The organism is Paenibacillus chitinolyticus (assembly GCF_045038035.1).
Classification (GTDB): Bacteria; Bacillota; Bacilli; order Paenibacillales; family NBRC-103111; genus Paenibacillus_F; species Paenibacillus_F chitinolyticus_A.
The window spans coordinates 4002481-4028897 of sequence record NZ_CP173427.1; the positions used below are offsets into that span (position 1 = coordinate 4002481).

Here is a 26417-nt window from a genome sequence, read left to right on the forward strand (position 1 = left end):
TGTCAACCGAAATACATAATACAAAGTTAACAAATGATTGGAGAAGATGCAATTGAAACGTTCGTCATTCACCGTCCGCGGGATCACGTTCAGCGCCATGTTTGCGGCACTGCTTGTTGCGCTTAGCTTCGTCAACATTCAATTCGGCTTTTCTCAGGTGCCTTTTACACTGGCGAATTTCGCTATTATGCTGGCAGGGGCTCTGCTGGGCGCCCGCTACGGCTTTTTCAGCATCGCACTTGTAGTAGGCTTAACGGCTCTCGGGCTTCCGCTTTTGCACGGAAGAGGAGGATTGGATCTGGTTCTCGGTCCGACAGGCGGGTTTATCTGGGCGTATCCTTTCGCCGCTCTCTTCATCGGTCTCGTCGTTCCGCGTATCAAAGGCAGCGGAGTCACGGCTTTCGTGCTGACTTTCGCGACTCTCTTCGTATTCGGCTCGCTGCTGCTTTACGTTACCGGCGTGCCCTGGATGGCCCATGTCGTCACCAACATGACTCTGACGAAGGCTTTGTCCGTCGGCTGTTTTCCTTATCTCCCCGGCGATGCGGTAAAAGCGTTTATCGGGGCTTTGATCGTCCTTCCGGTCCGGAGAATGTATCCGGTATCCCGTCTGGTCGGTGCGGAGAGCGCCTGGGCTTCCAGATAAGCTGTGCCTAGGCCCCCGTTTCACAGCAAAAGCCGTGTCTGCTTCCGCAGATCCGGCTTTTTTACGTACGCTTCTATTTCTTCGTCGTGTTCTGTTCGAACGTCTTGATCTCTTCTTCGGATACGTTGCCGGCAATAATTCTCTGCTTGGGCATGATGTGCTGATTGCGAGCGATTACATGAGTCCGGACAAAATAAATCCCGTCCTCTTTAAACGTGTTTTTTACGCTATAGACCCCCTTATCCTCGTGGGCTGCAACCACATTTACGGCGGTGTCGACGTTCTTGATATTCCAGATTTCGAACTGGATATCTTCCGCGTCTTTGACGGGTTCTTGTCCCTGCTTGACCTCTACCTTCAGAACGGTTTCCTGGTTCAGCGGCACTTTCTCCGGAGCCATAATGGTCACGGTTAGCCCGTCCGCCGACTCCTGCTTGGTCCCGCCGGAAGTGCTTGCCGTCTGCGAACAGGCCGATAGCGCCAATGAAGCGGCCAGTACGGTTAATGCGAGTATTTTTTTCATAGTAGACGCCTCCGGTTATCCGTTTAGCTTGACGGGCCGCGGTAACCTTCTATTCGAATCCACACGTTCTCACTCTCTTAGAATAGGAGATTTAAGCACGTTAAACAAGCCTTTTTTACAATACCTTACACGTAACGACCTTTATTTCAATAAGCAAAAAAACCTTTGAAAACTAGATGAAAAGTGACTATTTCCTCCCGTTTCCGAAAATCCGGACGGATTCATTTGACACCCGCGCGAAATTGGCTTTAACTGATTTTAAAGGCTGGCGAACCTTCGCGTAAACAGCCGACCTCAAGAGAACGGAGACTATCGACCATGTACGCCCATTTAGAAGACTGCATAGCTGATTTGGAGAAAAACGGACACCTGATCCGCATCAAAGAAGAAGTCGATCCTTACCTGGAAATGGCGGCCATTCATTTAAAAGTCTATGAAGCCGGAGGTCCCGCCCTGCTGTTCGAAAAGGTCAAAGGCTCGAAATTCCAGGCGGTTTCCAACCTGTTCGGCACGCTGGAACGAAGCAAATTTATTTTCAGACATACATGGCAGGACGCCGAAAACATCATCGCCCTTCGAAACGACCCGGTCAAGGCGATTAAGCAGCCGTTCAAAACCGTAGGCAACGCCCTGGCCGCTTTCAAAGCCCTTCCGTTAAAAAAATCCGGCCTCCCCGCGGACTTCAGGGAAATCTCGATTTCCGATCTTCCTCTGATCCGGCACTGGCCCATGGACGGCGGAGCCTTCATCACCCTACCTCAGGTTTATTCGGAGGACCCGGAGAAGCCGGGCATCATGAACTCTAATCTCGGCATGTACCGCGTCCAGCTCACCGGCAACGACTACGAAACGGACAAGGAAATCGGCCTGCACTACCAGATACACCGGGGCATCGGCATTCATCAGGACAAGGCCAACAAGCAGGGCGCTCCTTTAAAAGTAAGCATCTTTGTCGGCGGGCCTCCCGCGCATACACTGTCGGCGGTTATGCCTCTGCCGGAGGGCCTGAGCGAAATGACGTTTGCCGGCCTTCTTGCCGGACGCCGCTTCCGCTACAGCTATACGGACGGCTACTGCATCAGCCACGATGCGGATTTCGTCATTACCGGGGAAATTCATCCCGGCGAAACGAAACCGGAGGGTCCCTTCGGCGACCATCTCGGCTACTACAGCCTGACGCATCCGTTCCCGGTTCTCCGCGTGCACAAAGTGTACGCCCGGGAAAACGCCATCTGGCCGTTTACCGTTGTCGGGCGTCCTCCGCAGGAGGACACCTCGTTCGGCGAGCTCATACACGAATTGACGGGGGATGCGATCAAGCAGGAGATTCCCGGCGTCAAGGAAGTTCATGCCGTCGATGCGGCGGGTGTGCATCCGCTTCTGTTTGCGATCGGCAGCGAACGGTACACGCCCTATCAGCAGGTCAAGCAGCCTGCGGAAATTCTTACGCTGGCCAACCGGGTGCTCGGCACAGGTCAGCTGAGCCTCGCCAAATATTTGTTTATGACGGCGGAAGACAAGCAGCCGCTCGATACCCATAAGGAAAAAGAATTTCTCGCCTATATCCTCGAACGGATCGATCTGAGACGGGACATTCACTTTTATACGAACACCACCATCGATACGCTCGATTATTCGGGTACGGGGCTGAATACGGGAAGCAAGGTGCTTTTTGCCGCTTACGGGGATAAGAAAAGGGACTTGTGTACGGAAGTTCCCGCTGCTCTGACGGAACTTTCTCCGTTCGGAGAGACGCGGCTAGTCATGCCGGGCGTTGTCGCGATGCGGGGACCTGCCTTCGAGACGTACGAGAAGGCTGCGCTGGAGCTGGAGCATCTGTGCGGCGCCATTGCGGGCAAAGGGCCGCTCCCAGGCTGCCCGATGATCGTTTTGTGCGACGACAGCGAGTTCCTGAGCGCGGACTTCGCCAATTTTCTGTGGGCCACGTTTACGCGCAGCAACCCGTCGCACGATATGTACGGCGTTAACAGCGCCTACGAGTATAAGCACTGGACCTGCGACAACGTTATCATCGACGCGCGCGTCAAGCCGCATCAGGCGCCGCCTCTCGTTCCCGACCCCGAGGTCGAGAAGAATATCCGGCGGCTGTTTGCCCCGGGAGCCAGCTTGGCCGGAGTCGTTAAGGGCTGATCGGCAAAAGCAAGCTCAACTGTTCATGCGACCGCAACTGAAAGCCGTTCGGATTTCACACGGCCCTAAGCTGCGTATAAGCTGCAAACAGTGGGGTCAACCGACCGCAGCGACACACCTTTTGTGTGCAACATCACAGGCCCCGAGCCTGTGGTGTTTTTTTATTTTCAGAAGGTAACACAACGGTTTGCTCTAACAGCTCAACCGTGTCCAGCCAGGACAATGCGCGAAAAATAACAGCGGCCAATTTCGGAACTTTTCGGTAGACGCTTCAATTTTTCGGGTTACTTTTGTCGTGCAATTTTTCCTCCGATCGGCTCTAATCTTCGGATTATTTCGATGTTCACGCCATCGCCTTATACGTTCATAGAACCTTTCATTCCACGTCCGTCTCCGTCGTTATCCGGGCTGTCCAAGCATCGAGCAAATGCAGCATATCCCCGATTCCGCGGCTGTTTTCGAGAGGAAAATAAACGGCTGACGTACCCGCCAGCGCCCCGATAATCGGGCGGAACTTTTTGCCGCCGAGCACTTCAATCCGTTTGTAGGTGTAAAGCTCTTTCTCTCTCCACTGCCGTGCCAGTTCCTCCGAAGAGATGATGTCGGCATTCGCGGCTCCGAAAGCCGTATCGTAATTGCCGGGCACCGTATCCACTGGCATCAGAAAACCGTGTTTCGCGGATAAAATAACCCAATCATGGCCGCTGGCTTCCGCGTAAGCCCGCGCTTTCCTGTTCAGGGTCCCGGTGTAAGCGTCTCTCGCCGATGCCGGTCCGTGGGCGGCATCCCGGTCCCATATTTTTCTTTTGCCGGGAGGGATAATGCATAGGGTGTCAGATTGCATAGTCTGGGCTTCTCCATTCAAGTGAGTTCCCTTAAGTGTATCAGAGATCATCTGCCAGCGCTCCCGCAGCCGGATCGGATCAGGCGAATTGACCGTACATAGACAACAGGGCAGAGACGGACGGAATTTACCGTTCGCCATGTTGTACAGAAACGCACAGCGGTCTTCTCGACGCGTGAAGCCGCCTTTGCACGATGCGGCGTCAGAAGGCTATGGGGCATCCACCGCTCAATGTAAACATAAGGCTGCGCCCAAGTTACTAGCCTATTCCCTCGCTCTCTCTCATACGTTAGTAATAAACGAGCGGGAAAGGAGGCGGTTCTATGGCGATCCAGCCAGGCGCACTACTGCCCGGCGATACGGTCGGAATCGTCACCCTGGGCAGTCCGCTGAGCGCCGAAACCATACAGGCACGGATTGCCTATTTGCAGAGCTTGGGACTAAACGTTCTTCTGGGCCGATACGTATACTCCGTAAACGGGTATCTCGCCGGAACGGACCGGGAACGCGCGGAAGATTTTATGTCGGTCTACGCCGATCCCCGCGTTAAAATGATCCTGCCCACAAGAGGCGGCGTAGGCGTTGCGGACATCCTGCCTTACCTGGATTATGCTTTTATCCGGCAAAACCCCAAAATCGTGACGGGCTACAGCGATATTACCGTCCTGCTCAACGCCCTCTATAAGCTGGCGGATCTGATTGCTTTTCACAGTCTGCTGCTCATCGACTTCAGGCCGGACACGCCGCCGTACAATTTCGAGCAATTCTTTACGGCGACATCATCCGTTGCGGCCCCCCGCCCCATCGCGAACCCTCCGGGCGTCCCTTTAATCGGGCGAGTTCCCGGCAACGTCTCCGGCCCCATTATCGGAGGGAATCTCACCTCCCTGGTGGGGTCGCTGGGGACGCCGTTTGAAGTCGATACCACGGGAAAAGTATTGCTCCTGGAAGAAACGCACGAGCCGGTCAACACCGTGTACCGCTATATCGACCAGCTTCGGCTGGCCGGCAAGCTTCAGGCTTGCGCCGGTATCGTCATGGGCGAATGCACCAACTGCCAGACCGCCTACGGCAAGACGTACGAAAATCTGATCAGCGAAGTGATCGTCCCCTTGGGGAAACCGCTGCTGACCAACCTTGCCTCCGGACATGGCTTCTACAAAGCCGCCATCCCGATCGGCGCCAATGTGAATTTGAACGCGTCGGCCGCAACGCTAACGCTGCTGGAGTCGGCTGTAAGGTATTGAACGAAAAAAGCTCACTCTGCCGTAAGGGCGGGAGTGAGCTTTTTGAATTTTGTTTCATAGGATGTACTGCTTTTCGTTAAATTTCATCGTCTCCATTTCGTTGTCTACCGTAAGGGGATATCACCATCGTTCGCATCTACTTGAGACGCTATTCTCTTTTCAATATAAAGTGCTCTTTCGAGTGTGAACTACTTTCTCAAGGATAATACATTCAGAAGAATAACAACCGCTTCCGCACGAGTTGCCGGTGCCAGAGGAGCGAATGTCTGGTTCTCCCGCCCTGTAACGAGGCCTTTGCTTACTGCAGCTGCTACCCACCCCCGTGCCCAGACGGGAATATCGGCTTGGTCAACGAAGGATATTAAATCTGAAGATTCTTCCGCCAAATTCAAAGACTTCGCTGCCATCACCGTAAGCTCTACTCTCGTTATATCCTGTTCAGCACGGAATGTGTTGTCCTGATAACCGGAGATAATTCCCTTTTTAACCGCCTTCGCGATGTCCGGCTTTGCCCAGTGATCTTTTAGATCGTGATCGCTGAACGTAAGCTCGGTCTCTTCATCCAGCTTTAATCCTCTGACGAGCAGGGAGGTGAATTCGGCGCGGGTGATCTCCTTGTTCGGCTGGAATGATCCGTCCGGATACCCTAAAATCAACCCTTTTTTAGCAGCTTCTTGTATTTTTTCTTCCGCCCAATGACCATTCAAATCATTTAAAACAACAGCTTCTGTGTTGTCCGTTGGAATTTCGGGCTGTACAGGGCCTCCATTATCCGTACCGGTACCGTTACCGTTGCCGTTGCCATTACCGTTATCAGTTCCGTTTCCGTTACCATTGCCGTTATCTCCCGGGTTAGGTTTAACGGGACCAGGTTCTTCTGCTGCAGCTTGGACGCTAAAATGAAGAGAACTCGGTGTCACCGTCATTTCGCTTCCCTGTTTATCGGCAAGGATCGCTTGGGCCACCTCAATCTTGCCGCTTACAGCATCCGTTGCTTTTCGGGCTTTAAAGGTAAGCTTCAATAAGTCGGCGTTCCCTTGGATTTCTTGTCCCTCGCCGGCAAGCAAGAGCCGCAGACGTCCGGTGTATTCCGTCTTCGACTTCAGTATGGATACGCCTCTTTGCACAGACTCGGCGGAGACAAACTCCAGCACATGAGCATCATAATCGAGTGTCAAGTCATGGGCATACATATCGCTCACAGCTTTTTTGATCCGGTAGGTAACCACCAGCGGCTCACCCTTAACTACTGACTGATTTCCGATTAATTGAGTATCCGCATTGGCTAGGACGACGGTCAATTTTTGTGCTTCTTCCATATTACCGGCCTTGTCTATCGAACGATATTCGATGTTTTGCACGCCTTTTTCTCGAATAACGACCTGACCTGCTTTGACTGCCATCCATTTCCCGCCATTGATTCGATACTCGCTCCTCAAAACACCCCAACCGTTCGGATCGTCCACCGCGGTAAAGTGTAGGGTCACATCCTTGTAATTTTCTTGATCGGCTCCGCTATTCCCATCTACACGCACGGAGGTTGTAGGCGCTTTCGTGTCTTTAAGCAGCACTTCCAAATAAGCTTGGTATTTTCCTTCTTCACTTTTGCGGCTTCGAATCGTTGAAGCGAGGTTGCTTCCGACCTGCTGCAAAGCAAAGCTTGCCACTTTGTCTCCTTGCTGTTGGGTCATCACGAACGGAGTCACATCGAATTTACGCCATTGTTCCGGTGTTGTGAACGTAGCCACATCAATTTGTTTACCTGGCGCCGGTTTATTCGCAAAAGTTAAGGTTGTTTCTGTCCAGCTATCGTCAGGCACCTCATAAACGCCAATATCCGAGACAGTACCGCTTCCGTCTTTCGTCTCCCCGTATACATTGAGGCTCACAGAATGAATTTCCTGCATAGAGGAAGGCAGCGTAAATTTCAGAAAAACTTTGCGGTCCGTGTTGCCGCTCCCATTTCGAATATTTAAAAATCCTCTTGTTCCGAAATTGTTGTTCGCATCAGTCCCGCCATTGACGAATGTATCTTCCGTGACCGGAATTCGAACCTTTGCGGCCGGGTCAGGTTCATAATCGGTTTCCCCAGGAAGCTCCACTTCCTGATCCGGGTTAATTTTCAATTGAATCGTATGGCTTTTTCCCAAAGAACCTTTAGTATCTACTTCCAGTTGAAGGGTTGGCTGCATCCGTAATACTTTAACGCTAGGATCGCTTGCAAGCACCTGCGAGGCGGCCGCCGCCAGCTCCACTTTCACTTTGGACTGGGATTGCGTCGGGTCTGACACCGAGAGCGTAAGCTCCTCGCCTTTTTCCTTCATCATGAGCGAAACAGGCTGGTAAGCGCGTAAGCGATCCAGCGTCCCCGGTTCCCAAAAGTGAATGCCGGTCAAGCCCAATTTGGTTTCTTGAACCGCCTGGATTTTCGCCGTGTTGCTCAAGATACGCACATCCGGATTTTCACTGTAAGATTGGGTAGCCGCAGCATTTAAAGTTGGCAGCAGTACGTAGGAATAAGATTGATCGGTCGGCTTGGTTCCATGATCAATCGCTAAGCTTGCATAATTACGCGTGATGGTGTCCGTCGGGCCAGTGGGATTAATATCTCTCCACGAACCGCTTCTCGCCTCCCGTAAAGCGCTGACATTTGCCGTTTCGGGAAAATAATAGCCGATATCGGCTCCGGCTGCCGTACCCTGCAAATTGGCCCATTTCACTCCGGTAAGATTTTTGGACCAGCCCAGATCACTCGGCATAATCTCGCCGTTCACAATCAGCTTGTTGTCTCCCGCCGAATTAATCATCCGGTTCTCAACAATCGTTTCTACTTTTCGGTTATCGGAGGTTGTGATCCCCGCTCCCAATGCAACAATCTCGTTATCGAACATAAACCATGATTTTTTTCCCGTTAATTTACTTCCCGGAGGAGCCAAGTCCATTCCTGCCGCACCATACAACTGGTCTATCGATGCTCCGCCGACCCAGCTTTTAGAGGTTACTTTACTGCCTGTCCTTGGCAAGCCGTCCGAGGTTGTTCCCGGCATCCGATAGGAATCCACCGTTGGCCAGAAGGCGTCTCTGAACTGAGCGGCATCGTTATTGTACAAATACGTCATACCGTCGCCCGTGTACCAGCCCTTCGTATGCTCGCCGTTGATTCCTCCCTCATAGTTGGAAATCCGCGAGGACGACATGCTGATCGCATAAGCATATCCCTTCCGCGCATGAACAACACGATCCATCGCCGAAAATTGATGATGTACGATCAAATCTCCGCGAGGCACGACAGACGTGTCCTTCATTAAAGCTTTGAAAAGAACAAGATCCCGAATCGGCATGCCCTCATATTTGTTGGACACGCTCGTATCCGATAAAACCCATTCTTTGACCATGCTTTTGTAACGGGCCGCAAGCTCAGGAGGAGCAAATTGTGACATCCGATTAATGGTCCACGCGGTTCCGCGGGTATTGTTGTTATACCGCGATACCGCCCGCCCGCTGACCATTTCCATCATATGTCCGTCGTAAATGAGCGGCTCGAACGAATTGGTGATCCAATCGTATGTATTCGCCAAGTTTGGATCTTGAATCGGCCAAGGCGAATCATTCAATATCGTCAAAAGCTTAGCCATATCGCCGAGCAGGACGCTTCCGTAACTTCCGGTATACGCAATATTGTTATGCTGAATAAAAGAACCGTCGGAATAAAAACCGTCGCCGCTTGTTACCGGCGGGAACACCGGGCTAATGGAGCTGCGCGCCTGAACGATTTTCGTTTCACTTTTGCCGATAACTCCCCGAATCAGTACAGCCAATGCTTTATCCAAAAGGTTTGCGCCTGTTTCTTTCAATGTGCTGCCCAGCCGTAGGGTGGGATCGGGTATAAACTTGTCAATCGTTCGGGTATAACGGGCAACTTGCTCAGGAGAAAGGTGATCATACATTAAAGTCATGATATCGCCGAGAGACAGCGGTGATCCGATTTCCCAGTCCCACCAGTTATTGTATTTCGCTTTATTCTCATTAAAACGATTCGTATACATCCAATCCAAACCCGCAATAATATCTTGTTTTAGCCGCTCATTTCGGTACAAGTCCGAGCCTTGAGTCGAGTAAGCGATCGCCATGTCTTTCAACCGGTTATAAGAAAGGGTAATATGGCTTGAATCCGCCGTACTTGCATAATCCGCCCACAACGATTTGCGGGCCGGGTCTTTAAGGAGCAGGTCCCAAAAGCCGTTTTTTTGATCGTTGGTTACCTTTTTGGCGTTGGCCTCCACCGCTTTACGGATATCTTCATCGTTCAAATCGATTTGCCGGCCGCCCGTCAAAAACGCAGACCACTTGTCCCTCATGGAATCAATCGGGTCCGGCTGCTGGGCCTGTACGGAAACGGGGTAAGAGGTAAAAATGAGCGCGACTATCGTTAAAGCAATGACTGCATACTGCAAAATGGATTTTTTCATGAAACTAAACACTCCTTTCGTTCATGTAACTGATTTATGGAAAAATCCGCTCCGTGAACCACATCAGGTCACTACGATCGATTTTACGGTCTCCATTCACATCGGCAGCCTTTGCCGTTTCCCAATCCGGGCTGCTCGCATCTTTACCGAAATGTGCGGCCGCCATGGCTAAATCACCGACGGTTATTTTTCCATCGTTCGTAAGATCACCTGGGATGCCTGCTTCTTTTACCGTAATTTCACTTGTCGCCGCAAAAGCACCGTCATCTGTCATCACGGTTACGATCGCCTTCCCCGGCTTCAAAGCTGTCAGAACGGCAAGAGGACCTTGAGCCTCCACCTGCACAACATCTTGGTTGTCTACCCGCCATTGCAGCGATAAACCGCTTACATTTTCAGGCGTCACCTTGGCCGTTAAGACGGCGGTTTGCGTTTTTTCCAGCGTTACGTTCGTTTGGTCCAGCGCCAGGCCCGTCACGCTGTTCCATTTGACTAATGAAATATCATCAAACCACACCGTGCCTGTCCCTGTTTCGAAAAATGGTTCCAGCCGGATATATTTCGCTTCCTCTGGAGCGGATAGAATGACTTCCCGCTTCATCCAGTCCTGGGTTCCCGTTAATTCTTCTGTCGAAGGCCCGGACCCTATCTTTTCATCTTGCGTTTTTCCGTCAAGACCTTTGATGCTTTTAAAAAACTGCGTTCTTACAAATACGCCGATGCCCGAATTGACATCCTTCGTTTTTACCCAAACGCTCAGTTTATACGTTTGTCCACCCGGAATCGGTAAATCTTGAGAAAGACCCGTTCTGCTCAGTGCCAAATGTTCAATCTTGACCGCTTGAGTCCCTGTATGGTAAACATCCCTAGTCACAGAGGCCTTTCCTGTCCCGCTTGCTAACCATAACCCCCAACCAACGGGTTCAGCTCCAGCTTCCCACTTTCCTGCCCCAGACTTTACATTTTCAAATCCCCCATTTGAAACCAAATCCGGCTGCGGTTCGCTTGCATGGACTGCCGCCCCAAATGAAAGCGCATGCATCATGAAGCAAAAAAACAGAATTACAGACATTCTTTTGCTCACCGAAGTCATTTCACTTGCTCCTCTCTCATTTATGAATCAAGAAAAAATTCTTCTCAACAATATCATAGAGAACTATTAAGGAACGTCCTAGTTCATTTTTTTGCTCTATCGTGAACGATTTTGACTTTATTAGGTCGATTTTTTACCTTAGTCTGGCAACTTTTGGAAATTTAATTTCTTCTTGAGATTTTTTCATAATAAAAAAATACCGCTCTTCATTGGATTTTTGAAAACCCAATAAATAACGGTATTGGTTGGTATGCTACATAAAAGTTTATCGGCTTAAAATTGCTGATTCAGATATTTATCGCCAAAATTGTTCCGGTTGTAAATTTCATCCAAAGTCAGCTTTCGTACTACACAAGGCTTCTAACCCTCTCAGCTCACCTTATGCTCAATCCGCAGCTTGTCGGCCACCATCGCGATAAATTCGCTATTGGTCGGCTTCGATTTGCTAATATTCACGGTGTAGCCGAAAATAAACGAGATGCTGTCGATGTTCCCGCGCGTCCAGGCGACTTCAATCGCGTGACGGATGGCGCGTTCGACGCGGCTCGGGGTGGTCTTGTATTTTTCCGCAATGGCGGGGTACAGCGTCTTGGTGATGGCGCCGAGAATTTCGATATTGTTGTACACCATCGTGATCGCTTCGCGCAGATATTGATATCCTTTAATATGCGCAGGTACGCCGATTTCATGTATGATTGTCGTAATGTTGGCGTCCAGATTTTTGCTTTTCGGCATCTGAACGACATTCGCTTTGATGGAACTGGTCGACGTGACAGCCGGCTGGTTGCCCACCAGTTGACGGATGCGGTTCGTCAGAACTTCCATGTCAAACGGCTTCAAAATATAGTAGGAGGCACCAAGCTGCACGGCTTTCTGCGTAATATTCTCCTGACCGAAGGCCGTGAGCATAATGATCCGCGGAGCCGGATTTAAGTTCATTTCGCGAAGCTTCTCGAGTACACCCAGGCCGTCCAGATGAGGCATGATAATATCCAGAATGAGAATATCAGGCACATCCTTCTGCGTTTCCATAAAACGGAGCACTTCGTTTCCGTTATAGGCGATGCCTGCAATCTCCATATCTTCCTGTTCACTGATAAATTCGGAAAGTAAATGTGTAAACTCTCGGTTGTCGTCCGCTAACAAAACTTGAATCTTTTGCAACTTGAAAGCCTCCTTTATTTGTAAAAAAATCGAGGGTTTTCTAATTCCTTGTTTTATCATTTCGACACGCCCAATCAAATTCCTTCTGTCGAAAAATTATTTTCTTTATTTTTGTGAGCCGTTATTTTATAATAGAGTTTTATCTTGGTATTTCAACATTTTTCGACAAATCGTTCGCAAAAAAAAAGAACCAAAGGCTAGCTCGCCTTCAGTCCTTTCGCATCTGATTCGGGCCGGAGCAGAATGCCTGCATCCTGGAGCATCCATTCGATAAAGCAGCCGTACCCGCTGGACGGATCGTTCACAAATACGTGGGTGACCGCGCCGATCATTTTGCCGTTCTGGATAATCGGGCTTCCGCTCATCCCCTGCACGATACCGCCGGTCTTCTCAAGCAGCCGCTTGTCGGTTACTTTGATGACCATCCCCTTGGTTGCGGGGCTTCCCTGCTTGGCTACATGTACAACCTCGATATCGAATTTCTCCACCTTCTGTCCGTTCACGACCGTGTAGATTTGAGCCGGTCCTTCTTTTACCTCTTCCGCGAATGCGACCGGAATCGGCGTACGGGATAAACTATACTCAGGAGCTTCTTCCATTTTGCCGAAAATGCCGAACGGAGTATTTTTCTCAATCGTACCGATCACCTTGCTGTCCCGGAAAATCTGCGCATGCTTCTCGCCGGGCTCGCCGTTCTGGCTTTTGGCAATGGACGTCACGTTGGAATGAACGACCTCTCCGCTGCCGACCACAATCGGGGTCTGAGTGTCCATATCGGTAATCACATGACCCAAGGCGCCGTAAACGTTCTGCTCGGGCGCGTAGAAGGTCAGGGTGCCCACTCCGGCCGCGGAATCGCGAATGTACAGGCCGAGCCGGTACGACTTGTCCACGACGTCATACGCGGGCTTCAGCTTAAGCTCGAAGCGCTGATGGCCTCTTTGAACCGTCAGCTCCAGCGGCTTCTTGCTTTGACCGGCTTTATTGACGAGACCGGATACCTTGGAAACATCCGCAGAGGGGCTACCGTTGATCGCAACAATCAAATCACCGACCTGCACCTTCGCTTCTTCACCCGGCGAGATCTTCTGTTTCTCGGTCACGGCGACCAGATGATGGCCTACAACCAGAATGCCGGCTGACTTGATTTTGACGCCAATGGTTTGCCCGCCGGGGAGGACTTTCAGGTCCGGCACGACATTGACCTTAACGGTTTTGAGAGGAATGGCTCCGAACAGCTTCAGCTTCATCTCGGTGTAGCCCTGCTGGTTGGACTGAAGGGAAATCGGATCTTTCAAATTAACTTGAAATGAGTGCCGGGAGTTCCCGTTAACCTTGACTATTTCGGGGTCTTCCACCGTAAGCATGGCGTTGACCGGCATGGAAAGCCTGAGTTCTTTGGCTTGCCCGCTAAAAAGCCGGAGCTCATCGGGGAAGGAGGCGAAGCTTTGGAAAGGGGCGGATACACTTAGGATACAAACGAAGAAAACGAGCAGGAGACCAATGAATCTTCTACGACGATTCGATTTCACAAGACACCCTCCTTCTGCTTTCTTGCCCTGACGAACCCTCGTCAAATGCGTACCCTTAAGGTATCCTCCCTCCATTCGTTTTATAACTGCAAATGCTTCTAGAGACCTCAGTTAGTTCCTTGACTTTTTTTCGTCTGCCAAAGCAAGCATTTCTTGAGCATGATGCAGGGTCGTTTCCGTCACTTCGACGCCTCCAAGCATCCGAGCAAGCTCTTCGATGCGTCCGCGGCGGTCAAGATCGGTCACGCGGGTAAACGTGCGTTCCCCCTGTACTTCTTTATGAATGTAAAAATGTACGTCGGCCATGCATGCCACCTGCGGTAAATGCGTAATGCTAAAGACCTGGCAGCTGCGTGAAAGCAGCGAAAGCTTCTCCGCAATCGCCTGAGCCGCGCGGCCGCTGACACCCGTATCCACCTCGTCGAAGACGAGTACGGGGATCTGATCCAGCCGGGCGAAAATGCTCTTCATGGCGAGCATGATCCGGGACAGCTCCCCGCCCGATGCGATCTTGCTAAGTCCGCGGAGCGGCTCTCCGGGGTTCGGCGCCATCAGGAACTCGACAAGATCGATTCCGTCCCGGGTGAATTTAACGGGCTCGCCGCCGATTTCCAGCCCTCCGCCGCCCGCAGGAACCGGCGTATGCGACACTTGGACTCGGAACTGCGTACGCTCCATATGCAAGTCGCGGAGTTCCGTTTCGATTTCACCGGCCAGACGGTCCGCGATTTTTTTACGGGAATCGGACAGCTTCCGGGCCGCTTTCGTGAGCTGGACGATTTCACGGTCGAGCTTTTCCTGAAGCTTCTGGATAATCTCGTCTTTGTTCTCAATCGTGGCGAGTTCTCCGCTGATTTTCTCGCTGTACGCCAAAATTTCCGCAATCGTATCGCCGTATTTGCGGCGCAGTGAAGCGATCAAATCGAGGCGGAGCTCGATTTCGTCCAACCGCTCCGGATTGAATTCGATATCGTCGCGGTAATCCCTGAGCTGGTAAGCGGCATCTTCAAGCTGGTAAAACGCGCTTTGCATCTGCTCCAGCAAAGGAGCGATTCCAGCGCTGTCGATGGCCGCCACGTCCTGGATACGGGCGATGGACTTGCCTATGGCGTCCAGCCCGCTGCTCGCGCCGTACAGCGTATCGTAGGAGCCTGCCACGCTCGAATACAGCTTCTCGGCGTTCGCCAGCTTGCTCTTCTCTTCCGCCAGCGTGACATCTTCGCCTTCCTTCAAGGAAGCCGCGGCGATTTCGTCCACTTGGAAGCGGTACAGGTCGATCATCTGCAGGGACTGCTTGCTCGTTTCCTGGAGCGCCTTCAGCTCTTTGCGGAGCTTCGTGTAGCGGTCGTACGATTCGCGGTATGCCGCCAGGTTGGGACCCACCTCTTTATCTCCGTAAGCATCCAGCCAGTGGATGTGTTCGTCCGATTTGAGAAGAGACTGATGCTCATGCTGGCCGTGAATATTCACTAGCCAGCCGCCGACTTCGCGCAGCATCGTCAAATTGACGAGCTGGCCGTTGATCCGGCTGGAGCTTTTGCCGCTTGCCGTGACTTCGCGGCGGATAAGCAGCTGCTCCTCCCCCGCGGCCTCGATACCGAGCTGGGCGAGCGTCGTCCATACGGGGTGGCTTTCGCCGATTTCGAAAACAGCCTCGATCTCGGCCTTCTCGCTCCCGTAGCGGACCAATTCGGAGGAGCCCCGGCCGCCGACAATCAAGCTCAGCGCGTCGATAATGATGGATTTACCGGCCCCGGTCTCACCCGTCAGAACATGAAAGCCGGATTTAAATCCGATGTGAACGTATTCGATAACCGCCAAATTGCGGATAGACAGTTCTGTGAGCATAGGTCCTCCCCTGAATTCGCTGCATGACCGAGTCAGATCAGCGACATAATCTGATTCACGACTTTCTGGCTGACGTCCTTCGTCCGGCAGATGATCAGAATCGTGTCATCCCCGCAAATCGTCCCCATGATTTCATTCCATTCCAAATTATCGATCAAAGCGCAGATCGTATTTGCCGTTCCGGGCATACATTTCATGACAACCAGATTTTCGGTAAAATCGATGTTGATAAAATGATCGCTCAGCGCCCGTTTGAGCCGCTGCATCGGATTGTAGCGCTGATCAGCCGGCATCGAATACTTGTATCTTCCGTCATCAAGCGGGACCTTGATCAGATGCAGTTCTTTGATGTCCCTGGAAACCGTTGCCTGAGTCACGTTGAAACCCGCGGTGCGCAGCGATTCCACCAGCTCGTCCTGAGTTTCGATCTCATGGCCCGTAATGATTTCCCGGATTTTAACGTGGCGTTGCCCTTTCATTCGAACACCTCAATGTGAAACGTAATTTGTTTGATTTTGCGTCCGTTCATGTCCACGTACAGCACTCCGGCCGCTTCCGGCACGAGGAGCGAGTACACCAGCAGCATGTCGCGGATAGCGCTTCCTGTCATCTCGAGGGGCTTGCGTTCGCGCGCCACCTTGACGAGATACAGATTGTCCTCTTTTTCAGCAAAATAGTCGATAAACAGGCGGCTGTACAGCTCTTCCTTCTGATTCAGGGTCATCGAGATCGGGATTTTGGTTTTCCCGCCCACCACGTCAAACCCGGCACCGATCAGAAGTTCGACGACTTCATCGTCTTCCGGAACTTCGTTATAGTCCGTAATGCGGATGGGTTGGAAGGAATCAGCGTAAGGCTCATACAGCCACTTTCGGAAACTTATGCCGGCCCATGCTGCGAGAAGTCCTAAGAGCAAAATTAGGATAAGCGTATCCCCGTGCTGCATACCGGATCACCTCGACGTACCTATTCGCTAAGCGAGGCGGGGAATCCTTTTGAGTGTGACGTCTTTTTCCAAGTGTTTTCATGCGGAAAGCATAGCTTTCGTTCACACCGTACTTCCGTCAATACCGGGTTTCCGGTTTGGCGAACATGGCCTTGGCTTCCGGAACGACTCGGTCGATCAGGGATTGAATCGGTTCCTCCAGCTTTTCCGGATCTTCGGGGTTGCAGGTCCAATACGCAAGGAATTCAATGTTTCCTTCACCGCCGGTAATCGGGGAAAACGTAAGCCCTTTTAAGTAAAAACCGATCTCCTTCGCGAATCCGAGGACACTTTCCAATACGTCCTTATGCACTTCAGAATCCCGGATTACCCCGGATTTGCCGACTTTCTCGCGTCCCGCTTCGAATTGAGGCTTGATGAGGGCAACCGTCTCCCCTTTTACACCCAACATCGTTTTCAGCGGAGGCAGAATGATTTTCAGGGAAATGAAAGAAACATCAATCGTGGAAAAAGACGGGGACGGACCGGTCAGCTCCTCAGGCGTCAAGTAACGGAAATTCGTGCGTTCCATAACCTGGACACGCTCATCATTACGAAGCGACCATTCGAGCTGGTTATAGCCTACATCGATCGCGTATACATAGGAGGCTCCGTTCTGAAGCGCGCAGTCGGTAAAACCGCCGGTAGAAGCCCCGATATCAAGCATCACCGCGTTTTTTACGTCGATGTTAAATTGTTTCAACGCTTTTTCCAGTTTCAAACCTCCGCGGCTTACGTAAGGGTGCACCGCACCCTTTACTTTTAAAGCGGCCGCGCGGCTAATTTTCATTCCCGCCTTATCGACAGGCTCCTCATCAGCAAAAACAAGGCCAGCCATAATGGCGGCCTTGGCTTTTTCCCTGCTTTCAAAATAGCCTTGTTCGACGAGCAGTACATCAATTCGTTCTTTATCTGTCGCCATTCCATAAGCTCCTGTTATCGTTCGTCTTGTGTGCCGGCTGCCGCCGGCACGTGCAGTTGGTTCCCGTGGTTGACCCTCGTCATGTGACGCCAAGCCCTGACCAACGGTTCCACTCGCGGTGTTAGGCATTGAGCCCGGCGGAACGCTGGCGTTTGCGCGGCAGCAGCGTGTGCACCTGCGTAATCAGGTGTTCGGCGGTTAAGCCGACTTCCTGGCGCTGTTCTTTGATGGAACCGTGTTCCACAAAGTAATCCGGCACGCCCATCGTGCGGACACGTACGCCTTCGATGCCCTGCTTCGCGTAAAATTCGAGCACCGCGCTGCCGAAGCCGCCTTGTTCCGATCCTTCTTCCATAGTGATGATCGGCATATGCTCTTTGGCAAGCTGGAGAAGCATGGCCTCATCCAGCGGTTTGATAAACCGGGCGTTGACAACGCGCAGATTAATGCCTTCTTTTCTCAGCATATCCGCGGCTTCCAGAGCAACCTGGTTCATCGGGCCGACGGCCAGAACCGCCATCGTATCTCCTTCGGTCAGCGTCTCCCAGGTGCCGATCGGAATCGGCTGCGGATTCTCGTCCATCGGGACGCCGAGCCCGTTGATGCGGGCGTAACGGACGGCGATCGGCCCCTCGTTATAGTCAATCCCCGTCCGCATCATGCGGCGGAGCTCATTCTCGTCTTTAGGCATCATAAGCACCATATTCGGCAGGCTCCGCAGGAAGGCGATATCGTATACGCCCTGGTGCGTTTCCCCGTCGGGTCCTACAAAGCCCGCGCGGTCAATGGCAAACATGACATTCAGCTTGGGACGGCAAATATCATGCACGACCTGGTCGTAGGCACGCTGGAGGAAAGTCGAGTAAACCGCAAATACCGGTTTCATCCCTTCCGCCGCCATGCCTGCACATAATGTAGCGGCATGCTGTTCGGCGATGCCTACATCAATCATGCGCTTGGGGAAGCGGTCGGCGAACTTCATCAGCCCCGATCCTCCGGGCATGGCCGGCGTGACCGCCACTACGCGCTCGTCCTTCTCGGCAAACTCAATAAGGGTATTGCCGAATACTTCGGTATACATGGGATTGCCCACGGCTTTAAGAAACTGGCCGGACTCGATCTTGTACGGGCTGGCTCCGTGCCATTTGTGGGAATCCATCTCGGCGGGAGAGTACCCTTTGCCCTTGGTCGTAATGACGTGGATGAGCACGGGACCCTCCACTTTCTCGGACTGCTTCAACGTTTCAAGCAGCAGAGGCAGATTATGGCCGTCAACCGGACCGATGTAATTGAAGCCGAGTTCCTCGAACCAGACACCGGAAACAAGCAAATATTTCAGGCTATCCTTGACTTTCTCCGCCGTCTTGGCCAGAGTCCCTCCGATAGCCGGGATTTTCTTAAGGAGACTTTCGACTTCTTCTTTCGCTTTGCGGTAGTGCTTGTCGGACCGGATCTTGCTCAAATAATTGTGGATCGCGCCCACGTTCGGGGCAATGGACATTTCATTGTCGTTCAGAATAACGGTCAGATTCTTCTTCTCGTGGCCGATATGGTTCATCGCTTCAAGCGCCATACCGCCCGTCATGGCTCCGTCGCCGATCACGGCAAAAACACGGAAATCTTCGCCTTTCAGATCCCGGGCCATGGCCATCCCCATCGCCGCCGATAGCGAGGTGCTGCTGTGTCCCGCTTCCCATACATCGTGGTCGCTTTCCGCCCGCTTGATGAAGCCGCACATCCCCTTATACTTGCGCAGGGTATCGAAACGGTCTTTACGCCCGGTTAAAATTTTGTGCACGTACGCCTGATGCCCCACGTCGAAAATAAATTTGTCTCGGGGGCTGTCGTACAGCGTATGCAGCGCGATGGTCAGCTCCACTATGCCCAGATTGGAGGAGAGGTGGCCGCCGGAAGCAGACAGCTTTTCAACGAGAAATTGCCGGATTTCCCCTGCCAGCTGTTCAAGTTCCGCCGTAGACAACCTCTTTAAATCCTCTGGCTGGTTAATATGATCGAGCAGCACATTAATTTCCTCGCTTTCCAAAGGTGAAAATTAGCAAAATTTATGAAATACGTTCATGTGTTCGTGTATTTTATTTCACCATTATACCATAATTTCAACGGTCACGCTTCATCAGGTAATCGGCCAGCTCCAGCAGCCTTTGCGGTTTCGGCAGAACCCCGCCCGCGATGGCCGTTTTGGCTTTGTCCGTCAGCTGAGAGACCCGCCGCTCCGATTCTTCCAGCCCGATGAAAAAGGGATAAGTCACCTTCTGCTGCTTCTCGTCGCTGCCGACGGCTTTGCCCAGCTTCTCCTGCGTGCCGGTCACATCCAGAATATCGTCCTGGATTTGGAACGCCAGCCCGATCGACCGGCCGAAGTCCGTAAGCGCTTCAAGCTGCTTGTCGTCCGCGCCCGCAATCCGTCCGCCCGCGCGGACAGAGAAGATGATAAGATCGCTCGTTTTGTGCTGATGGATATATTCCAGGCCGCTAAGCTCCGTAATACCCTGCTCGCCCTTCATATCGGCCACTTGCCCGCCCACCATTCCCCGGGCTCCGGAATATTCGGCAAGTTCCTCGACGATGTTCAGAACCTGTTCGGCCGGAACACCGTGCCTGCGCGCCTGCGAAGCGCTGTAAAACGCCTGTGTCAACAGAGCGTCTCCCGCAAGGATGGCCATCGCTTCTCCGTAAACTTTATGGTTGGTTAGTTTGCCCCTCCGGTAGTCATCATTATCCATGGCAGGCAAATCATCGTGGATCAGCGAGTACGTATGCACCATTTCAATGGCACAGGCTACCGGCATGGCGGCTTCCTTGCGTCCTCCCAGCGCTTCCGCCGCCGCAAGAACGAGAATAGGCCTGAGCCGCTTGCCTCCCGCGTCGATCGAATACCGGGCGGACTGCCGCAGCACATCCGGAATGTCCCAAAGCCGGGGGAACAGCTCCTGGAGCTCTCCCTCGACTTCTTCCGCATAGGAAGCGATATATTCTTGGATGTTCATGTCTGTGTTCAACGGGATTCCCCTTTATCCTCGATCATATTGGCTCCGAACGGCTTCTTCGAGAGGCCGGCTTCGCTTTCCACGAGCATTTCGATCTTCTTCTCCACCGTTTCAAGCTTCTGGCCGCACAGGTGAGACAGCTTCATGCCTTCCTGGTACAGCTCGATCGCCTGCTCGAGAGGGACATCCCCGCTCTCCAGCTTCGCAACGATCCCTTCCAGCTTGTCCATCGCTTCCTCGAAGCTGATGGCGGTTTCTTCCTGCAGATTACTTTCGTTCCCCATTTGTTTTCTCCTCCATCGCCCAGACGTGGCAATCGAGCCGTCCGTCGGTCAGTTGAACTCGGACCATGTCGCCGATCTGAACCTGCTCGATCGAATTTAATACGCGTTTTTCTTTCTCGTCGTAAACCAGGCTGTACCCCCGCTGCATCACTTTAAGCGGGCTCAGCGCATCCAGGTGGCGCAGCGTGGATACGAGCTGCTGCCTGCGGCCCCTGGCGACGCCCTGCATCGCCAGCGTAAGCGCCCGCTCCGCGCCTTCGACGCGCTTGCGGGCGTAGCGTACCTGCTCCTGCGGGTTGAAGCCCGACAGGGTGCGTTCCAGACGCATGCGGCGGTCGCCGGCCCGGCCGACTAGCTGACGCATGCGGAAAGAAAGCTGCTCGCCCAGCCGGTCCAGCCGCTGGGCCGGATGCTGCAGAAGCTGCCGGTGCGGATTCGTCAGGTAAGGCGAGCGGCGGAGCCGCTCCAGCCGGTCCTGACGGCGCTGCAGCTGCTGCAGCAGACCGCGGTGCAAGCGCTGTCGGAGATGAGCCATCTGCTGCTTCAGCTCCAGATGGTGAGGCACCGCCAGCTCCGCCGCAGCCGTAGGCGTCGCCGCCCTGAGATCGGCGACGAAGTCCGCGATGGTGAAGTCGGTCTCGTGGCCGACGGCCGAGATGACGGGGATCGCGGAGGCGAAGATGCTGCGGGCAACGATTTCTTCGTTGAAGGCCCACAGCTCCTCCAGCGATCCCCCTCCACGGCCGACGATCAGCACGTCGACTTCACCGAGGCTGTTCATCGTCTCGATCGCGCGGACGATGGACGGGGCTGCCTGAGCGCCCTGCACCAGTACCGGATGCAGCAGAATCGGCACGTTCGGGAACCGGCGCTGCAGGGTGATGATGATGTCCCGGACGGCGGCCCCCGTCGGCGAAGTGATCACGCCGACGGCTTTCGGCATCCGGGGAATCGGCTTCTTCCGCTCGGTGCGGAACAAGCCCTCGCTATCGAGCTTCTGCTTGAGCTGCTCGAACGCGAGGTACAAGCCGCCGATTCCGTCGGGCTGCATCTGCGTCACGTAGAACTGGTACTGCCCGTCCCGTTCGTAGACGGAAACGTTCCCCCGGGCGATTACCATCGTACCTTCCTTCGGACGGAAAGGAAGCCGCTGGTTGTACGACGCGAACATAATGCTTTTGAGGCGGCTGTCTTTATCTTTAAGCGTAAAATACATATGACCGCTGGAATGATGCGTAAAGTTGGAAATCTCGCCGCGCACCCAAACGTCTTGGAGGCGGTTATCGCCTTCCAGCTTCATTTTGATATAACGGTTGAGATCCTTAATAGATAATACGGCGCGCTCGCTCATGCGTTACACGCCCGCTTCTGTACCCGTATTGGACGCGCGGCGGGCCGAGCTCAGCGTATTCTTGAGCAGCATCGTAATGGTCATCGGCCCAACGCATCCCGGAACCGGTGTGATGTAACCCGCGATTTCTTTGACGGCATCGAAGTCGACATCTCCGCACAGCTTGCCTTCGGCGTTCCGGTTCATTCCGACGTCGATCACGACCGCACCCGGTTTCACGTGACGGTCCTCGATCACGCCGGCTTTGCCTACCGCGGCAACCAGAATGTCGGCCTGGCGTGTAATATCCTGAAGATTCGGCGTGCGCGAGTGGCAGATCGTAACCGTAGCGTGCTCGCGGAGCAGCAGCATCGCCATCGGTTTGCCGACGATGTTGCTTCTTCCGACGACGACGGCGTGTTTGCCTGCCGGAGATACGCCGATTTTTTTCAAAATTTCCATGACGCCGGCCGGCGTACAAGGAAGCATGCCTTCTTTGCCGATCATCAGGTTGCCCACGTTAACCGGGTGGAAACAATCCACGTCTTTCTCCGGAGTTATCTCGTCCACAACCTGCTCCTCGTTGATGTGGCCGGGAAGCGGAGACTGTACAAGAATACCGTGGAACTCCGGATTCCGGTTGTACTCATGGATCAGCTTGACAAGCTCCTCCTGGGAAGTATCTGCCGGTAAACGGTGCACATGAGACCGGATGCCGACTTGGGCGCAAGCTTTCTCCTTGTTATTGACATAGACATGGGAAGCCTGGTCATCGCCTACGATAATCACCACGAGTCCGGGTGTCGTACCCCGGGTGGAAAGTTCCTCGACTTCCTGCTTGATTTCTTCCCGGATGGAACGGACGATTTCTTTGCCGTTAATCACTTCTGCTGCCATGACGGTTCTCCCCCCTAGTTATCCGTTAATGGTTTTCTTTGTTTTCCTGTTGGGCGTGTTGTTTCCCTATTGTAGCCCGCTATAAGCAGATAGCGCAAAGCTGTCCGGACGACTCCTCAAAAGTCCCGACAACCGTGCGCCCGTTTCTTACTCTTTGCCGCTGCGGATATTTTCTCTCAGTGTATCTACGTCTTTGATCATTTTGCCGAGTACGCCGTTCACGAATTTACCGGAATCGTCCGTACCGAAATGCTTCGCCAGATCGATGGCCTCGTTAACGACGACTTTCGGCGGGACATCTTCCTGAAACAGCATTTCGAATGCGGCCAGGCGCAGCACCTCACGGTCTACGCGGGACAGCCTGTCCATTTTCCAGCCTTTCAGGTAACCGGCCAGAAGCTGGTCGATCCGGTCCCGGTTGCTTAACGTGCCGTCCACGAGCTCACGGATATACTCCGGCATAATTTTTTCCTTATGATCCACCTGGGCCTCGTTATCGTTCTCCGCCTCATGTACGGCAACGTTCACCGCTTCCGCCGCCGAGACCCCGTTCATATCGATCTGATACAAGCTCTGCAAAGCTATTTCTCTGGCTACTCTACGCCTCATTGTATGCCTCCCACATCTTAAACCGCTAGTTCGTTCGTCTACGTCTAGTATACGTCATTTTAAATCCAACCCAAACAAAAAAATCCAAGGAAGAACCCAGGATTTCAGCGAAACATTCTCCATTTTTGCGTAAGAAATTGCCAAAGGTTCTGAAACGGGAGCAAAAGATCCTCTCCCCGGTCTACTTTTTTGCCGATATAATACCCCAGGAACACGATAAATGCAAAAATCAGCATATCCCAGAAGCCGAAAAACAGATAGACCAGGCCCAGAACAAGTCCGGCTCCTCCGCCGGTTATCGTTCCGGGGTGCTCCTGCCACAATTTTCTCCACATGAGAGGACCCACCTCTATTCTACCCGGCTTTTAAACGTTGGGGTATTCTGCACGATATTCGCCACATAGACGGATACGCCGGAGACCGGGATTCCCGTAATCTCTTCCACATGATTCTTGACCGCGGACTGCATTTCCTCCGTAATTTCCGGAATGGAAGTTTCCCCGTCCACTACGGTACGGATGCCGATCTCAAGTCCGGCCTCGCTCACCTTCACACGGGCACGCAGATCGCGAACGCCGCGGCTTCTTCCCGCCGCTTTCAACGACAGATTCTCCACCGTTTCCACCGAAATCCGAATATCCCCGTATTCACTGCGCTGGTCGATAGACGGCGCTTGCGTACGGCTTCTGCGGACAGATATGTAAAAAAAGCGGATGCTGATCAGAAAAATGACGATTCCGGCACCGATCACCCATGCCTTGGATAAGGTAAAACCGCTGTCAAATACATCCTGGAGAAAATAATCGGTCGATCTCATCGGAATGAGCTGAAAAGCTGCGAGTACGGCGATGGCGGATAGGAACATGATCGCGAGGCTGAATAGAAATAACAGGAGTCTGTCCAATAGTTTGACCACAGCAAATGGCTCCTTCCGAAATAAGTGAGGAACCCCCGTCCTTAGCGGTTGGGGGTCAATGTGTAGCCGCTGCTATTTATTATTTTACGCGCAGTGCGGCTGAATCCTCTTCAACCGGCTTCTCGGCCGTCTTGAATTGGACGTCGTGAATGTGAACGTTTACCTCCACGACACTCAGCCCTGTCATCGATTCGATTGCCAATTTCACGTTCTGCTGGATCTTGCCGGCCACTTCGGGAATCCGGTGTCCGAATTCCATCACGATCGACACATCGATCGCCGCCTCGCGTTGACCGACGTTCACCTTGATGCCTTTGGCAAAGTTTTTGCGTCCGAGAAGCTCGGTAATGCCGTTGACAAAACCTCCGCTCATGCCGGCCACGCCTTCTACCTCGACGGTAGCGAGTCCCGCAATGACTTCTATGACTTCCGGAGCGATCTGAATGGTGCCCATATCTGTCTTCTCATAATCCGCTGCAATCATCGTCATCCTATGCACACCTCCTGCACGTTTGGGATAAGCCCACTAATTTAATACTATACCATTCCGGAATTTTTATGACAACGAATCCCGCTTAGGATTCCGGGTCGTTCACGTCGTGCTCTTCCAGGAATTTAATATCGAAATCTCCGCTCAGGAATTTGCGATGATTCAAAAGCTTCAAATGAAAAGGAATCGTCGTATGGACGCCATCGACTTCAAACTCGGCCAAAGCGCGCTTCATCCGGTTCACGGCTTCCTCGCGGGTCGCTCCCCATACGATCAGCTTGGCGATCATGGAATCGTAATGCGGAGGAATCACATAACCCGGGTAAGCCGCACTGTCCACACGGACGCCAATGCCGCCCGGAGGCAGGTAGAAGTTAATGCGTCCCGGCGACGGCATAAAATTACGCTCGGGATCTTCCGCGTTAATCCGGCATTCGATCGACCAGCCGTTGATCTGAATATCTTCCTGCGTAAACGGAAGCGGGTTGCCTTCGGCGGCACGGATCATTTCCTTGATCAGATCGACGCCCGTAACATATTCCGTTACCGGGTGCTCGACCTGGATACGGGTATTCATTTCCATGAAATAGAAGTTACCGTCCGGTCCGAGCAAAAATTCGAGCGTACCCGCGCCGGAATAGTTGACGGCCTTCGCTGCGCGAACGGCCGCTTCCCCCATCGCCTGACGGATTTCCGGCGTCAAGGTCGGGCAAGGCGCCTCTTCGACGAGCTTCTGGCGGCGGCGCTGGACCGAGCAGTCGCGTTCGCCCAGATGGACCGCGTTGCCATGCTTGTCCGCAATGATCTGAATTTCGACGTGCTTCATGCCCGTGAGGTACTTCTCCAGGTAGACGCCGGAGTTGCCGAAGTTCAGCTGAGCCTCCTGCTGGGCCGTCATGATATGCTGGATCAGCATATCTTCGCTCTCGGCGATCCGGATGCCTTTGCCTCCGCCGCCGGCCGTCGCTTTGATAATCAGCGGATAGCCGATGTCACGGCCGAGAGAAATGGCTTCGTCGAGGTCTTCGATCAGTCCGTCGGAGCCGGGAATAACGGGAACGCCCGCTTCCTTCATCGTCTGCTTCGCGACCGCCTTGTCCCCCATTTTGGTAATGGCTTCCGGAGAAGGGCCGATAAACGTGATGTTGCAGCTTTCGCAGATTTCCGCGAAATCCGCATTCTCCGCCAGGAACCCGTAACCCGGGTGAATGGCGTCCGTATCCGTGAGCGTGGCCACGCTCATGATATTTGTAAAATTCAAATAGCTGTCTTTGGAAGGCGTAGGTCCGATGCAGTACGCTTCGTCGGCAAGACGGACGTGAAGAGCGTCCCGGTCCGCTTCCGAATAGACGGCAATCGTCTGAATGCCAAGTTCACGGCAGGCGCGAATGATCCGCACGGCAATTTCACCGCGGTTTGCGATTAAGACTTTCTGAAAACCCATTTTGTTCCCTCCGTT

The 26417-nt window shown here is 53.0% G+C and carries 23 protein-coding genes; 3 read left to right on the forward strand and 20 right to left on the reverse strand.

Annotated features, from left to right (window positions below):
• Window positions 1–46 precede the first annotated feature (46 nt).
• Window positions 47–646 carry a biotin transporter BioY gene (locus ACI48J_RS17955; protein ID WP_405079561.1) on the forward strand — a complete coding sequence of 200 codons (600 nt, stop codon included), beginning with the start codon at window positions 47–49 and terminating at the stop codon, window positions 644–646.
• Between the two features lie 73 nt (window positions 647–719).
• Here ACI48J_RS17955 and ACI48J_RS17960 read toward each other — a convergent pair whose 3' ends face one another.
• Complete coding sequence (locus ACI48J_RS17960; RefSeq protein ID WP_405079563.1) at window positions 720–1169, reverse strand: FixH family protein; 450 nt, start codon at window positions 1167–1169, stop codon at window positions 720–722.
• A gap of 318 nt (window positions 1170–1487) precedes the next feature.
• On the opposite strand from ACI48J_RS17960, the gene ACI48J_RS17965 reads away from it, so the two are divergent.
• A complete protein-coding gene (locus ACI48J_RS17965; RefSeq protein ID WP_405079564.1) occupies window positions 1488–3320 on the forward strand; it encodes a UbiD family decarboxylase in 1833 nt (610 codons plus the stop codon).
• Window positions 3321–3696: 376 nt separating this feature from the next.
• On the opposite strand, the gene ACI48J_RS17970 is transcribed toward ACI48J_RS17965, so the two are convergent.
• Window positions 3697–4215, reverse strand: coding sequence for a DUF6884 domain-containing protein (locus ACI48J_RS17970; protein ID WP_405079566.1), 519 nt, complete (start codon window positions 4213–4215; stop codon window positions 3697–3699).
• A gap of 272 nt (window positions 4216–4487) precedes the next feature.
• Between ACI48J_RS17970 and ACI48J_RS17975 the strand changes: the two genes are divergently transcribed.
• Window positions 4488–5411 carry an LD-carboxypeptidase gene (locus ACI48J_RS17975; RefSeq protein WP_405079568.1) on the forward strand — a complete coding sequence of 308 codons (924 nt, stop codon included), beginning with the start codon at window positions 4488–4490 and terminating at the stop codon, window positions 5409–5411.
• Between the two features lie 188 nt (window positions 5412–5599).
• On the opposite strand, the gene ACI48J_RS17980 is transcribed toward ACI48J_RS17975, so the two are convergent.
• From ACI48J_RS17980 to accC, 18 genes are all read right to left on the reverse strand, one after another.
• Window positions 5600–9880 carry a polysaccharide lyase family 8 super-sandwich domain-containing protein gene (locus tag ACI48J_RS17980; RefSeq protein WP_405079570.1) on the reverse strand — a complete coding sequence of 1427 codons (4281 nt, stop codon included), beginning with the start codon at window positions 9878–9880 and terminating at the stop codon, window positions 5600–5602.
• Window positions 9881–9914: 34 nt separating this feature from the next.
• Window positions 9915–10973: an Ig-like domain-containing protein gene (locus tag ACI48J_RS17985; RefSeq protein WP_405079571.1), complete on the reverse strand. Its 1059-nt coding sequence runs from the start codon at window positions 10971–10973 to the stop codon at window positions 9915–9917.
• Between the two features lie 369 nt (window positions 10974–11342).
• The gene (gene spo0A / locus ACI48J_RS17990) at window positions 11343–12137 is read right to left on the reverse strand and encodes a sporulation transcription factor Spo0A (protein ID WP_009674877.1); all 795 of its coding nucleotides are present in this window, start codon (window positions 12135–12137) and stop codon (window positions 11343–11345) included.
• 197 nt (window positions 12138–12334) lie between these two features.
• Window positions 12335–13669, reverse strand: coding sequence for a SpoIVB peptidase (gene spoIVB, locus ACI48J_RS17995; protein ID WP_326056725.1), 1335 nt, complete (start codon window positions 13667–13669; stop codon window positions 12335–12337).
• A 111-nt stretch (window positions 13670–13780) separates the two neighbouring features.
• Window positions 13781–15517, reverse strand: coding sequence for a DNA repair protein RecN (recN, locus tag ACI48J_RS18000; protein WP_405079572.1), 1737 nt, complete (start codon window positions 15515–15517; stop codon window positions 13781–13783).
• Between the two features lie 32 nt (window positions 15518–15549).
• Window positions 15550–15996, reverse strand: coding sequence for a transcriptional regulator AhrC/ArgR (gene ahrC / locus ACI48J_RS18005; protein WP_009674923.1), 447 nt, complete (start codon window positions 15994–15996; stop codon window positions 15550–15552).
• Window positions 15993–16463: a hypothetical protein gene (locus ACI48J_RS18010; protein ID WP_326056718.1), complete on the reverse strand. Its 471-nt coding sequence runs from the start codon at window positions 16461–16463 to the stop codon at window positions 15993–15995. Before ACI48J_RS18010 ends, ahrC begins: the two co-directional genes overlap by 4 nt.
• A 118-nt stretch (window positions 16464–16581) precedes the next feature.
• Window positions 16582–17424 (reverse strand): TlyA family RNA methyltransferase, encoded by an 843-nt coding sequence (locus ACI48J_RS18015; RefSeq protein WP_405079574.1) that lies wholly within the window; start codon window positions 17422–17424, stop codon window positions 16582–16584.
• A 121-nt stretch (window positions 17425–17545) separates the two neighbouring features.
• Complete coding sequence (gene dxs / locus ACI48J_RS18020) at window positions 17546–19447, reverse strand: 1-deoxy-D-xylulose-5-phosphate synthase (RefSeq protein ID WP_405079575.1); 1902 nt, start codon at window positions 19445–19447, stop codon at window positions 17546–17548.
• Window positions 19448–19541: 94 nt separating this feature from the next.
• Complete coding sequence (locus tag ACI48J_RS18025) at window positions 19542–20432, reverse strand: polyprenyl synthetase family protein (protein ID WP_405083248.1); 891 nt, start codon at window positions 20430–20432, stop codon at window positions 19542–19544.
• Window positions 20433–20440: 8 nt separating this feature from the next.
• Complete coding sequence (gene xseB, locus ACI48J_RS18030; RefSeq protein WP_217556168.1) at window positions 20441–20716, reverse strand: exodeoxyribonuclease VII small subunit; 276 nt, start codon at window positions 20714–20716, stop codon at window positions 20441–20443.
• The gene (gene xseA / locus ACI48J_RS18035; RefSeq protein ID WP_326056713.1) at window positions 20700–22067 is read right to left on the reverse strand and encodes an exodeoxyribonuclease VII large subunit; all 1368 of its coding nucleotides are present in this window, start codon (window positions 22065–22067) and stop codon (window positions 20700–20702) included. The genes xseB and xseA overlap by 17 nt, the downstream gene beginning before the upstream one ends.
• Before the next feature lie 3 nt (window positions 22068–22070).
• Window positions 22071–22943 carry a bifunctional methylenetetrahydrofolate dehydrogenase/methenyltetrahydrofolate cyclohydrolase FolD gene (gene folD / locus ACI48J_RS18040; protein WP_326056710.1) on the reverse strand — a complete coding sequence of 291 codons (873 nt, stop codon included), beginning with the start codon at window positions 22941–22943 and terminating at the stop codon, window positions 22071–22073.
• Window positions 22944–23090: 147 nt separating this feature from the next.
• Window positions 23091–23552 (reverse strand): transcription antitermination factor NusB, encoded by a 462-nt coding sequence (gene nusB, locus ACI48J_RS18045; protein ID WP_326056709.1) that lies wholly within the window; start codon window positions 23550–23552, stop codon window positions 23091–23093.
• A 104-nt stretch (window positions 23553–23656) separates the two neighbouring features.
• Entirely contained in the window at window positions 23657–23887 is a 231-nt protein-coding gene (locus tag ACI48J_RS18050) for a DUF2273 domain-containing protein (RefSeq protein ID WP_405079576.1), read from the reverse strand.
• A 14-nt stretch (window positions 23888–23901) separates the two neighbouring features.
• Window positions 23902–24468, reverse strand: a complete 567-nt coding sequence (amaP, locus tag ACI48J_RS18055) for an alkaline shock response membrane anchor protein AmaP (protein WP_326056707.1) — start codon at window positions 24466–24468, stop codon at window positions 23902–23904.
• 79 nt (window positions 24469–24547) lie between these two features.
• Window positions 24548–24958, reverse strand: coding sequence for an Asp23/Gls24 family envelope stress response protein (locus ACI48J_RS18060; RefSeq protein WP_009674927.1), 411 nt, complete (start codon window positions 24956–24958; stop codon window positions 24548–24550).
• Between the two features lie 85 nt (window positions 24959–25043).
• Window positions 25044–26402 (reverse strand): acetyl-CoA carboxylase biotin carboxylase subunit, encoded by a 1359-nt coding sequence (gene accC / locus ACI48J_RS18065; RefSeq protein ID WP_009674890.1) that lies wholly within the window; start codon window positions 26400–26402, stop codon window positions 25044–25046.
• Window positions 26403–26417: the final 15 nt, after the last annotated feature.